The 12,675-nt window shown below is 53.9% G+C and carries 7 protein-coding genes; 2 read left to right on the forward strand and 5 right to left on the reverse strand.

The window, feature by feature from the left end:
* Window positions 1-1,437 (forward strand): hypothetical protein (locus EYW49_RS22110; RefSeq protein WP_206365533.1); only part of this gene is annotated, 1,437 nt, incomplete at its 5' end.
* Window positions 1,438-1,473: 36 nt separating this feature from the next.
* Here EYW49_RS22110 and EYW49_RS22115 read toward each other — a convergent pair.
* Both EYW49_RS22115 and EYW49_RS22120 read right to left on the reverse strand, forming a co-directional pair.
* The gene (locus EYW49_RS22115) at window positions 1,474-2,997 is read right to left on the reverse strand and encodes an argonaute/piwi family protein (RefSeq protein ID WP_165498374.1); all 1,524 of its coding nucleotides are present in this window, start codon (window positions 2,995-2,997) and stop codon (window positions 1,474-1,476) included.
* Window positions 2,994-4,385: a toll/interleukin-1 receptor domain-containing protein gene (locus EYW49_RS22120; protein ID WP_165498375.1), complete on the reverse strand. Its 1,392-nt coding sequence runs from the start codon at window positions 4,383-4,385 to the stop codon at window positions 2,994-2,996. The genes EYW49_RS22115 and EYW49_RS22120 overlap by 4 nt, the downstream gene beginning before the upstream one ends.
* 534 nt (window positions 4,386-4,919) lie before the next feature.
* On the opposite strand from EYW49_RS22120, the gene EYW49_RS22125 reads away from it, so the two are divergent.
* Window positions 4,920-5,408 carry a hypothetical protein gene (locus tag EYW49_RS22125; protein ID WP_131311830.1) on the forward strand — a complete coding sequence of 163 codons (489 nt, stop codon included), beginning with the start codon at window positions 4,920-4,922 and terminating at the stop codon, window positions 5,406-5,408.
* Between the two features lie 5 nt (window positions 5,409-5,413).
* Here EYW49_RS22125 and brxL read toward each other — a convergent pair whose 3' ends face one another.
* Genes brxL through pglX form a run of 3 tightly spaced genes read right to left on the reverse strand, consistent with a single transcriptional unit; the run spans window position 5,414 to window position 12,562 of the window.
* The gene (gene brxL, locus EYW49_RS22130) at window positions 5,414-7,477 is read right to left on the reverse strand and encodes a BREX system Lon protease-like protein BrxL (RefSeq protein WP_131311832.1); all 2,064 of its coding nucleotides are present in this window, start codon (window positions 7,475-7,477) and stop codon (window positions 5,414-5,416) included.
* 13 nt (window positions 7,478-7,490) lie between these two features.
* Window positions 7,491-10,013: a BREX-1 system phosphatase PglZ type A gene (pglZ, locus tag EYW49_RS22135; RefSeq protein WP_131311834.1), complete on the reverse strand. Its 2,523-nt coding sequence runs from the start codon at window positions 10,011-10,013 to the stop codon at window positions 7,491-7,493.
* Between the two features lie 2 nt (window positions 10,014-10,015).
* Window positions 10,016-12,562 carry a BREX-1 system adenine-specific DNA-methyltransferase PglX gene (gene pglX / locus EYW49_RS22140; protein ID WP_131311836.1) on the reverse strand — a complete coding sequence of 849 codons (2,547 nt, stop codon included), beginning with the start codon at window positions 12,560-12,562 and terminating at the stop codon, window positions 10,016-10,018.
* Window positions 12,563-12,675: the final 113 nt, after the last annotated feature.

The following is a 12,675-nucleotide window of genomic DNA, read 5'->3' on the forward strand; positions in this document are numbered from 1 at the left end:
ACTGATAGGCCCTGCTCATGGGTCAGGCGCAGGATCGTCCGGATATCTCTCACGGTCGTTCGTCTCGCTTGCTTCCGTCTGGGCATGTCGGCCTCTCTTCTTCGTGAGAGCCCAACCTGCCAAACGGCGCAGCCGAGAACCGGCCATCAAAACTGTCCGGGAATTACCGGAATTGCTGTCCGGGAATTAGTGAAAGAGCTGTCCGGAGATTACCGAAAACGCTGTCCGGACATTACCGAAACCCGCAAGTTGCCACTTTCCGAAGCATCAAAGGAAATTGGAATACAAGAATATATTCTCAGAACACTGTGTGAGACACATAGGGTTCCAAGACCAAACAGTGCTTATTGGAAGGCCCGAGCAAGTGGTCGTGAGGGAAAGCAGGTGCGGCTTACCGCCACCGCCGACCCGAGCGAAGAGATCATCATCCTCGACGAGGTCGTGGGGATGTCGCTCGAGGACCGCATCCCCCACTTTCCCGTAAGAGAGACTGTCACAAAGGCTCGTGAGCGCCCGACGTACCAGCCTCCTTTACGTCCCGTCCTGCCGCCCTTGGAAACTCCCCACCGTCTGATCGCAGCGACCGTTCGCGATCTTCGGAAGCGTCAGCCGAACTCCGATACCGTTCAATCGAGTGGCGAGGGCCGTTGGCAAGTCTCGGTCTCCGCCGACCTCGCCGAGCGTGTAATTCATATTCTCGACCGCATCGTTCGTACGCTGTCTGATGCGGGGTACCGTCTGGAATTTTGGAGCCAAGGGCTGCTCGTTCGCGGTCGGGGTGAGTTGTTGACCTTCAAATTGAGGGAGCACTCCAAGCGAGTTCCACACACATTGACGGAAGAAGAGCAGGAAAACGAAAGGCGGAGAAAAATAGAATTTCGCAGAGAAGGACGCATTTATGAACTCTCGAGTTGGTATCCGAAGTATGATTACATATCAAAGGGCGTTCTTTCTCTTACAATGGCCCAAGAGAACGGGCACGGTGTGGAGCGAATTTGGAAAGATGGCAAGACGTCACTCGTTGAGGATACCATTGCAGGTTTGCCGGATGCTGTAGACCGCTACCTGCTCGACCGCATCGAGGACCGGCATCGGCATGAACGCTACCAGCGGAATTCAGAGCGCCGTAGCAGGTGTGCCGACCGCGCGAGGCGGCGCATCGAACGAGAATCTCAAAGGAAGAAAGTGCTCGATGATCTCGTTGAGATCACCACTGAGGCCAACCGTCTGCGGCAATGGCTCAACGAGACCTCGTCATGGCCTGAAGCGCCATCGGCCGTCGAGTTCAATCGCCTGGTCGAATGGAGTCGCCGAAGGCTCTCCGAATTGGAGAGCAAGACATCGGCCGAGGGGATCTCTACCATTCTCAGAGACCGAAATCTCTTTCCAGAGGTAGACCCGCTCGTTGACCCACCAGAAGACCTTATAATGGAATAGCCAAATATATTAATAATTATCCAATTCCTATCGGGTTCAAATGTAATATTTGAAAGGCAACGGGGCCGTGGCGCTCACGGGGCCAGCCGTGAGGATTTCGCCAACAAGGTCGGCGAACCTCAGCGTTACGGGAGATCCATCGGAAAATCCTGAGTTATTGTAGTTCAATTTCGTGAGCGCCATGAGATCGTTCAAGATCGTTTCCATGCTGACGAGCCCTGACGGACGGACGACGTCAATCGTCAAGGGGTTCGGCACTTCGCGACCCGGATAGGTCGCCAAGCGCGGTGTGTAGCCGACCGTCCAAAGGTAAGCCTTTCTCTCTGAGGCGATGATCGCGGTGCCTCGGAGGACCGGGTTCTGACCATAGCGGTACAACTTCACCTCAGACTGCCGGCGGATCCGTATTCCGACCACCACAGTCTCGGCGGGGGCAGCACTCCTGAATCCGTCCCACTCGCTGTCCGAAAACTCGATCTTTCCATGGATGAAAAGTTCTTTCGGCGCGTAACCGTGGATTTCTCGATAAGATTCCACGACCATGTGCATCAACTCGGCGGCTTTTTCTCGCGAGAGATGATAGGTCTTTTCCGTCTGTGAATACCAAGGGCCGACCGCTCCCCGGAATACTACACCCTCACCCGTCGATAGAAACATCTGTGCGCCACAGCAGGCATTGTCTGTGCCCCGAGCGTTCTCGATCTTCTTGAAGACCAGCCCGACGTAGCAGACCCCATCACGTATGTCGGCAACGCGCCAAGGGCGAGCCCCAGTCTTATAGAAACTCGTCGTACTCAGGTTCCACGCAACCGATGCCGGATCCTGCAGCGATCTCCTTGTCGACTCTCCCTCGGCGTCAGGGCACAACGTCGTCTCTCTGACGACTTGGAGCACTTGGCCCGTATCAAGAAGCTTCGCTTTGAGTTGATTGTGAAAATTCAATTCGTATTCGTAAAGAGCAGCAGCCTCCATCTCCTCGATAAACAGGGAGCCTTTCGACAATATCGATTGAGCACCGCGCTTGCCGAGGGCGAGTGTCGACTTCTCTTGTAAGAGCTTCGGCACCCGTGACTTCGGGCGACCATAAAGAAACACCTCTTCAGGCACGACGACAAACCACAAGAGTGGCGGTCTCGCGTCTTCCTGCCGAAGATATTTTCTCACCGCCGTATCGAATAGTTCGACTGCCCTCGAAATGCCCTCGTGACGATTTTCGCTCCTGATGCGGCGACTCAATTCGGCCTCATCGATCTCGACGAATGCGAACGGCTTCTCTGGCCATTCGACATTGAACACCGCCTGAAATCCCGGCCAGAGCATCTTGTTTTCGGGCTTGCCTTTTTCCGGAGGCAGAATCGGCTTCCTGATGTTGGCGACCCATGAGCGGTATTTCTCCGCCCCACCCGCCGTGCCTATCACTCCCACATCCATGCGCGCGGGATTCTGGTTCGAGGCGAGGGGACCAAAGAGGAACAAGCCGTCCTTCGGATGCTCGGCGGTCTGGTTGAATCCGAACGTCAGGAGCGGCTCTCTCAGTTGGACGGTCTGATAATCCTTCATTCGCCGTCCTCCTCGTCCAAATCTGCAAGATCGTCGAGGCCATCATCAGGTTCGGGTGGATCCAGCGCATCCGCAATCAACGCCAGGTCGCTCGGAATGCGGCAGGCCGTCTTCAAGACCATCGGCTTGGCCGAGACAGAGAAGGAGCCCGCACTGCCGAGATCGATGGTGACCCGGTCATTCCCATCCCCGAAAAAGGCAGCGAACGCCTCGAGCAATTGCCGCCAATGGGGATTCCACCAGCTTCGGCAGAATCGCTTCCGCAGGCCAGAGGTCCGTTTCGGGTCATTGATGGCGGTCTTTCCATCGTCCGAGAAGCAGACGTACGGCTTCAGCCTGACGACCTCATCGCTGCCGAGGACGATTGTCATCTTCATGGCCAAATGCCAGTAGACCGAATACTTTTCACTTCGTCCGACAACCTTCTTTCGGGCTTTCTTGCCGTCCAACGTCGTATAATTGATCCAATCCGATCCATCGATCAAACCAAGTGGGAAATAGTGAGCCACCCCTGAGGATGTCTCATATGGAATGAGCCCACGTGACCCGAGATACCCCTCGAGGTGTTGCCGCAAGAAGCTGGTGGCAATGTTCGATGCATCTTGCCGCTGGGGGCTATAGGGATCGATGATCTTCCCGGACAGAAAATCAGAGAATTCGACGGTCGCACGTGAAGAGAGTGTAATGCCCGACGGGATCTCCAATTGCAGCGCTGCAATGTCGGCAAATGTCAGGATCAAAGTGCCCCATAAATTTTGAGGGATTCGGCAACCTTCGAGAACTTTCTTCATTTCCTCCTTTGAGCACGAATATTGAAAATAGTTCATCTCCTTTGGCAAGCTGCTTATCGGCAGCAAATTCGTCATGACGGGTTCGGGTTGAAACTCGACTTCGGTTCCCACACGACCGACGGCCGATCGCCAGTTTTCGAACGCAGCCGACTGATCGGTCTCCGCTCGAGGGACGCGGGCCTCCTCCAGAAGCGCCAGCAGTTCGTTGAGCTTCTCGCCCCACCCTCTCGAGAAATCGATCGCGTTCAATCGGTGCACCTGAATCGGAAAGTCTGAGAATGAGACGTCGTCAATTCGGAGCGGAACGATGAATTCAGGGTCGCCAATCTTTTTCTTGGTTGCGGCAGCGACAGATAGCTCGTCTTGAACGCCGGACCTCTCGAGGGAAATACTATTCTTCGAGGCAACAAAGAGAAATTTGATTGCACCCTCGCTGATGGCCTCCTGAATAGTAGCCCAGAAGGGAGTTCCACCCTTCAAGTCGAAGATGTCGGCCCAAACTCTATAGCCGTTGCCGACCAGCCGCGTACCCAACCACCTGACGAAATCGTTGTCATCGGGTGTTGCGTGGCTGATGAAAACCATATCTCGCGACATTGAGACCTCGAATCGCATTCATTCGAACGAGTGATGGCACACATACCACAACGAATAGGACAGATGAACAAACCACCGCAACCATATCCGCTTCTCCAGTGGATTTTCATAGAAAAAGACAGGAAAGAAGCGCCGCACCAAAGTGGTGTAATGATTATTTCCCGTGAAAGAAAAAGTATTATCGCGCCATTTCGTATAAATTTTTTACACCGTTGACATATGAGATGTTATGACGTATTTATATTATAGTTATACTGCAGAGGTCGCCATGACACACAATTTTTCAAGACAACATCCACGTTCTTTCGCAGCCCTCAAGGCATCTGTCGCCCACCCGGTAAAACGAGGTCAACGCAGCATGCCTTCATTTAATCTTGCGAATAGCTTGAAAGATACACAATCACCGCAGTCGGACGTAGGCGATTTTCTGCAGCCCGCATCGTCTCCCAGGGACAGCGCTCAGTTGAATACCACCTCCACCTCCCAAGAGGGGCACAGTCCCATCGGATCCAGCAATCAGGGAACGACGGACCAATGACTTCTAGTGATTTCTGGACTGCAGCATCTAGCCTTGCGCAGATTGCATCCGTTGCCGTGTCTCTTGGAGGATACTATTTTATTTATCGACAACTACGTTCCTCTTCCGATCAATTAAAGTTGACTGCTAAGCAGCTAACAATTACCGCACAGGCTGCCGACCTTCAAGCATTGCGCGAATTTGAAAAGGACGTAGCTAGGCATGAATGGGAGATTCATGCATCATCAGACGAAGAAGCGAAAGATCACCATTACGTCGCCTTTCTGGCATTTCTTGAAATAAACGCAGCCGCAATTAATAACAATTTATTGCAGCCTGCATCCGTTGAAATCATAGAAAAGAAAATAGTCGATACAATCTCTGTGATAAAAACTTCCGCACCAAGGTATCGGCTACTATTTGAAGAGGCTCGCTTCGATCAACAAACCTTCTCTAATTTAATTCGCCTCATAAAGCGCGCGAAAGATAAACATCAACAGTCGTAATTAAATTATTTATTGATAATATACGTCACCTCGAAGCCTTTGACCCGACGATACTTTTGAATTCGGTTCGACAGACTGAAGGCATCGTTCATTTCATACTTCTGGAAGACATCGAGCCCCCGATCGAGACTGATCTTCCAACCAGTATCCGTGACGATGCTACGAGCATGAATAGCTGTGCTCTTCTCCAGCACCCATGTGAATTCGATGCCCGCTGACTGCGCAGTTCCGACGGCTGCATTCAGATAGTCCGCCTGCTTATCCGGGCTGAACTCCTCAACGGAGGTGACGAGGTGAATGGTGATCTCGTCACTCGCGTCCTTGTTCACCGCGACCATTTCGATGAACTCCACGACATTCCTGATCTGATGAAACAGCCGGACATAGGCGTCGGTGATCGTGATCTTCGATGCACCCGCCAGCCAAGGCCAGAATAGCTCTTGGAAGGAAACGCCCGACTGGTTCTCCTGAAACACGCGGTGCCCTTCGGCGGGTTGATCGTCACGCACGTCCGTCGGCGCGGACGCTGCCGTCAGAGGTGACGACGTCGTCGCGAGTGGCGCAGAAGCGACCGTCTCGTCCTCCCCGACGGCACTCCGACCGAGACGATAGAGGGACGGATATTCGGTCTCTTCGAGCGTGCTGACGCGTGTCGTCCGACCAGCCTTGTCGGTGAAGGAGAAGTCGACCTGCGGGTAGGTCGTATCGAGGCGCATGAGTTGGTCCTTGACCCTCTTACGCCCCTCCATCGCCAGCGACAGGATCTCGGCGATCTCGGCATCCGTTGCGCCGCCGGCGGGAAACAGCAGCTTCATCAGGCCCGAGAACGTCTTCCTCACTCCGTCTCGATCGCGCGTCGAAATCTCGTTCGAAATCGTGAACGTGCCCTCATAGGCGCTCGCATAGTCCTCGCTGCGCATATGTCGAAGGATTTCAGCGAGATAATCGACGACGAATCCGTATCCATCGGAGAACATCTCTCCACGGATCACGTCGATTTCCCACCCGGGGAGATAGGTATGAATTCGATCGATGAACGCCGAATCGTAATAGGCGACCGGCAACTCCTCAAAGAGGTCGGTGTGCTTCAGCATGTATGGAACAGTATGCTTCGTGTTGCCGACGAACACCATCGACGCTTCGGCCCCAAGGGTCTCCACACCACGTGAGAAACTCTTGTTCGCCATGTAGTTCTTCATGATGTCGACGAGCGCCTTGTCGACGCGCTTCTGACGACCGGCAAATTCGTCGAATGCGACGACGTCCCAATAGCCGACCAGACCGATCTTGCCCGACTGGTTGTTCACGAAGAGCTTTGGGACAGTGACCTCACCACCCGAGATCAGAATGCCGTGCGGCGAGAACTCCGAAAAAATGTGGGATTTGCCCGTGCCCTTCGGGCCGAGTTCGATCAGGTTGTAGTTGCGTTCGACGAAGGGAACGAGCCGAAGGATCTGGAGCAGCTTGTTTCGCCGACCGAACATATCGACGTTGAAGCCGACCGACTGGACCAGCACGTCGATCCATTCCTCGGTCGTGAAGGCACTGCGTGCGCTCAAATAGCCGTCGTAGTCGAACCGCGACAACTGGATCGGCTTCAGAGCCGACAGGATCCACGGAACGCCGTCCTTCTCCTCGGTGTGGACGTATTCCAGATCGACGATGCACCAGACCCCACCCACCAGCAGCTTGGGATGCGCCTTGATGGTGCTCGAGTCGACGACGACGCGCTTGATTCCCAAATTGGAGAAGGTTGCCTCATAGGCATCAGTCTTGTCGTTGAGATCCACGCTGACACGGTCGATGACCTTCCAGCGTCCCTTCTCACGGATGTTCGACCGAACGAGACCAGCCTCATTCCGATGAACGTAATGCTTCTTCAATATCTCCTTGACGGTCTCGATCCCGGAAGCAATCGACGCCTCGTCACTCGTCGCACAGTATTGACCAAGAAGGTATTCCAGCACGTATGTCGGGACGATCGCATTCCCCTTGACGGCCTTCACGAGGTCTTTGCGGACCACGAGACCCGGGAACGTCGAGTTGATCTTGTCGTCGAGTGCCGACATATGGCTCATCCCATCAGAAATCGAAATCGCGGCCCATGCCCAGCTTCAACGTGAACCGCGCCTGTTTGTATTTGGTGTAGTGGGTGGTGTCACCATGTTGCTCCTCGAGCACGAGGAACACGTCCTGCCCGTTGTAGGCGTCAGCCTGCCGTGACAGCAGGAATGTTTTCCGCATCTCGCGATCACGCGGGTTCGACGACGTGATGTCGAACGTCAGTTCCTGCTGATCGGAGATCAGAGTTTCGTCGGCCGCATGCAGCCCAGCACGAAGCCGCCGTGCCTGCGTCTTTTCGTCCACCGCCGCCGTTTGGAAGAACACTGCCCCGTACTGGTTGGTCGTGATCATCCCATTTCCCGAATGGACGATGTCCACCTCGACCAAGGACGTGTCGCTGGTGCGTCTCTTGGTGATCTGGAGAACGGGTACGACAACCTCCTGAAGGGTGGCACCGCCGTGGACGAAGCGGCTACCAGAGCCCTGTTGCCGTAGCCGTGTGATCGACTTCGGGATCAGGATCTCGACATCCCCCTCGAGATTGGCCTCGGAAGGCGTGAAGTGCCTCAGGCCGTGGTCCACCTTCAGTCCCTTGCCCAGCACGAAACGACGGTTGCGATAGAGAACGACATCGCCAGCCACCGTCGCATTCGAATAATCGCTCTCCTCGATCGGACGATGTTGGTAGAGGAATCCATGATCGGCGGTCACGATCACATTGTTCGCGTTCGCACTCATGAATTTCTGGACCATCTTCACGATCTCAACCATCGCGTTTTCAGCGGTCTCGAATACAGTACCTTCAGATTTCATATTATCGCCGGCTCTATCAATCACGTCGTGATAGACGTAGATGATATCGTGGTCCTTCAGCACGCCCCTCAGGTCGTCCGTCTTCAGGATGGCCAAGTCCTCGGATTTCATGACCCGAGTGCGGTCGTTGGTCGAAGCGAGGATCTTCGCGCGATTGTCGGATCCGCTGCTGCTCTGACCGTTGACGAGAACGGTCCCCGAATTATCGTCCGAAATCGCCAACGTCTTATTCGGCAGCAGCGCGGCCATGCCCAACTGCGTGTAGCTCGGAAGGCAACCGAGCATCGGTTCGATCTGGGCTGAGAACCTGTCGAGGCTTCGGATGCGACCAGCCAACTCATCACCGATTTCATAGCGCAGAGCATCGGAAATGATCACGATGATCTTCTGACCCTTCTGCCTGAATGAATCGACATAACGATTATAGAAATTGCGCTGATGCGGGATCTGAGAGGCAATCCACTTTGGAGCGGCGTCGACCTGCGTCTGCCATGCTTCGCTGAGACGCAACAGGAACTGATTGGCGTATCCGTTCTCGATCTGCTCGGACAATCCATGAAGCAGATTCGTCTGCCCATACCGCTGCGTATGGTAGATGAACTTCCGATAGCTCCTGTCGACGCCAGACCAACTACCTGTATAGCGCTTCACGCCGTCCGCCAGATCAGAGATCGAAATGTTCACCGAGTGGAGCGTTTGCAAGAATTCCGATGCATGGCGGCACGCTTCATAGAGATCCTCGTATTTGCTGAACCACAGGCTACGCTTCCTCTCCTTGATGAGATCCGCGACCGCCGAACTCGTGATCGTGCGCTTCGCAATTTCGTCGACGAGGACGCTCAGACAAATACGATCGGCGATCTCGAAGAAGTCGACCTCCTGATACTTTCGGAGTTCGAGCTTCTTGAGCTTTCTCTCGACCTCCAGAACATTGGCGTACCTGTCCGAGAGTGACTTGAACGCCTCGCTGGCGGATCGGCTGTCCTTCAATCGCCGAAACAGGAGCAGCCAGTCCCCTCCGAGTTGGATCGCTTCATGACCAATCGTGGCAGTCAGCGCCGAACCGAACAAGGTGATCGCGAAGTCGGCGATGCTCGGCTTTTCCGATTGATAGCCGTAGAGAACGCCGACACGTTTCCAAAAATGGCTTGAGAGATTGCACCGCTCGATGAGCCGCCATTGGCTGCTCTCCGTCGCCTCTTCCTCTCTCGACGCCTCACCGATCACAAGAGCCTCGACGACGTTATCGAAGCCGCCCGAGCAATCGACGCAGATCGCCATCATGGCCGTTCGCAGGGCATCCTGTGAGGCATCTCCATCGACACGAGCCTTCAGCTTCTCGAGTCGGCGGGGGGCCGATTTGAAGAACTCCTTATGCTCTTCGATGACGTGCTGAATCTGCGGTCGAAGCCCCAGTTCCGTGCGCCAGATGACGACGGAATCGGCGATGAAATCCGTATGGGCGAGTTCGACATCGAGTAGCCAGTTCGAACTGTCGGTGGGTGCGGTGCCACTCCTGTAGAGCAGAAACTTCTGCTTCGGCTTCTCCCTCAGGATGTGGTGCTTCACGCCGAATTCGTTGTTCTCGATGCGGATCTTTTCGACGCTCTCGATCTGGAGTTCGTCGAACACGGCGTCGAACTCGCCGATGACGTCTTTCCAGAGAACAATCCGATTGCCGTATCGCTCGAACAGGATATTCAAGCTCTTGGTGATCTGGTCCTTCATTATCAGACTTCCTCCCCGAGCCCCGGAACAGCCTTGAGAGCTTTCCCGAACTTCGGGTAGTTCACCTTCACGCCGTCATCCAGATCGATCTCGATCCGCTGTTGAGCGAGAGGCAGAAGGACGTCACGCTCCCACGCTTCCATTTCTTGGATCTGCGTGTTGAGAGCAGTGATATCCTTCTGTGCTTTGGTTTTTTCACCTTGACGGGAATCTGCACTGATCGTCACCGACTTCAGTCGCTCCCGCTCGCCCTCGAGCTTGCGCTTGAACTCGCGTACGTAATCGTTGAGAAGAATGCTGGCGGTATCCGGCTTGTACCGATGCATGTATATTAGCGCATTGAACGTCCCATTTGGGCTTGCAAACATCCAATATATCGGACGGTTGCCATACATCTTGCTATGTATTTTGTAGAAATCACGAACGAACCACTTTCGGATCGGCTTTCCAAGTGTCGATTCGATGAATGCAACATTTTCTTTATATTTGTTGTCGCCGAAGGTCACTCGCAGGAATCTGCGGAAGCGTTCGTTGATGTCGTCAGCAAACCATTCACCATCGAGCACGGGGATGATGTTGTCTTCATCGGGCTCAAAGCTCGGGGTCGGAACGCGAGCGAGATAGTCCGCCAGTCCTTCACCCTGATTGGCGAGGATCAGACCCGGTGCATCGAGGCTATATCGCCCGAACATGCAGCCGACTGCGTAGTGCAGGAATTCAGCGACGGTGTCCTTCCGCAGGCGCTCCTCCAACTGGGCCGCTGTCCCGTTTCCACGATATCGGTAGGCGGGATTACAGGTAAGAGTGACTTCCTCACGGGGCACTTCGGGGACAAGCTCGCCACCGAGCCCATATGCGTCAATGAAATTACGATTGTTCTCTTCCTCAAGTCGCTGCATCTCTTCGGTAACGTCACACCAGTGAGCGCGTAGGTTGGCATATGATTCGGCTATCGTTTCCATGCGGCGCTCGTCCTCAAGCAAAGGAAACGTCCCAAAGTCCCAAGAAGATTCGCGCGAGTCCCAGTCTGAGCGAGCTATGCGTATGGCGTTCTCTGCAATCCAACCGGTCTTTGGAAAGACTTTCGGCATTGGAATTTTCTCTATATCCCCTTTGTTAAATGATAGTGTCTGACTAATATAGGAAAGAAAATGCTGAGACGTCTTACTGCAGATCAAGCTAACCATTTCCATGACATCGACATCTTGTCCGTTTACAAATCCAGATTGCCCCGTATCATCAAATATAAATCCAGACGGCAGGTACCTGGGCGAAAATTTTCCGGAACTAATTTTGCTCCACGTAAAACCATCCCTAAAATAATATTCACGGCTACGTGGGCTCGCCTTTAAACGCCCATCAGGTGTAGAAAATCTACAAATCGCATCTCCATCATTCTCCCAATTGACGACCGATTCCATGTTGCCGTACCACTTCCGGAAATCACCGCCGCTGCTACATGGAAACCATCTGCACTTGGAAAGTTCCGCATCTTCTCTAGACTTGCTGTTTCTCGAAAAACGAAATATTGATATTTCTCTCCAATCGCGCTGGAATAGTACATTATCTCCTGTAGTTAATCCTGCCCTACAGTCCGCAGCATCTTCAACTGCATCTAAATCGCTAAAGCACTCTAGTAATTTCTTACTCGCGGAATATACGATTGGGGCACCTGGAATTTTCTGAAAGTCTGAGTGTGCTGCGCGAAAACGCCCATAATTATCATCAAGAAAGATATCGCGGATGATTTCGGGTGTTCTAACATCGACGTGGCGCTCGAAAAGACGACGATATACGCCTTGTTCGCCAAATTTAGGATGACTGTTTCTGACGCAAAACGCGACAGCACCGAAGTCAGAGCCGAACAAGCCACGCCCGCATTGCAACAAGGAAGTTACTTGCCCGTCAGACAAAAGGACGGCCCGCAATTTTTCAAAAGACGAAAGGAACATCCAAGAGGGCAGGTTGATCATGCTCCAATAGCCGCTCCTTCTGGAAAGTTGCATACACCGCTCCATGAATGCGGTCATCAAATCGGAACCGCTACTTGGATAATCTTCTTTTAGCCATCCAGAAAGCTTCTCGTTCATCCCTTTCCCGCCCATATACGGCGGGTTGGCGACCACGACGTGATACTTCGGCGACAATGCCTCGGCCATCCGCAGCACCGCCACGACGCGTTCCTGCGCCACCTTCAACAGGAGGTCGGAACCGAAGTCCCACGCCTCCACTACCCGCAACGTCTCTGCCGGGTCGCGCAGCTTCGGCACGATCAGAGATCCGAAGTTCTTCGCTTGTACGAACTGCTTCAACGTCTCGCACAGTTCATCGGTGAACAGATCCTTGCCCACCACGGAGGCCACCTCTTGGATCTCAGAAGGCGTGAAGTGCGCCTCCTGAAGCACGCAGACATTAGGTTGCGGGTTTCGGTAATGTCCGGACAGCGTTTTCGGTAATCTCCGGACAGCTCTTTCACTAATTCCCGGACAGCAATTCCGGTAATTCCCGGACAGTTTTGATGGCCGGTTCTCGGCTGCGCCGTTTGGCAGGTTGGGCTCTCACGAAGAAGAGAGGCCGACATGCCCAGACGGAAGCAAGCGAGACGAACGACCGTGAGAGATATCCGGACGATCCTGCGCCTGACCCATGAGCAGGGCCTATC

It is taken from the genome of Siculibacillus lacustris, from assembly GCF_004328075.1.
GTDB classification, from domain to species: domain Bacteria; phylum Pseudomonadota; class Alphaproteobacteria; order Rhizobiales; family Ancalomicrobiaceae; genus Siculibacillus; species Siculibacillus lacustris.

Excerpts from the sequence above, each read along its gene's own strand:
- EYW49_RS22125 (WP_131311830.1), top strand. The coding sequence starts at position 4,920 with ATGACTTCTAGTGATTTCTGGACTGCAGCATCTAGCCTTGCGCAGATT.
- EYW49_RS22120 (WP_165498375.1), bottom strand. The coding sequence starts at position 4,385 with ATGTCGCGAGATATGGTTTTCATCAGCCACGCAACACCCGATGACAAC.
- brxL (WP_131311832.1), bottom strand. The coding sequence starts at position 7,477 with ATGTCGGCACTCGACGACAAGATCAACTCGACGTTCCCGGGTCTCGTG.
- pglZ (WP_131311834.1), bottom strand. The coding sequence starts at position 10,013 with ATGAAGGACCAGATCACCAAGAGCTTGAATATCCTGTTCGAGCGATAC.
- EYW49_RS22115 (WP_165498374.1), bottom strand. The coding sequence starts at position 2,997 with ATGAAGGATTATCAGACCGTCCAACTGAGAGAGCCGCTCCTGACGTTC.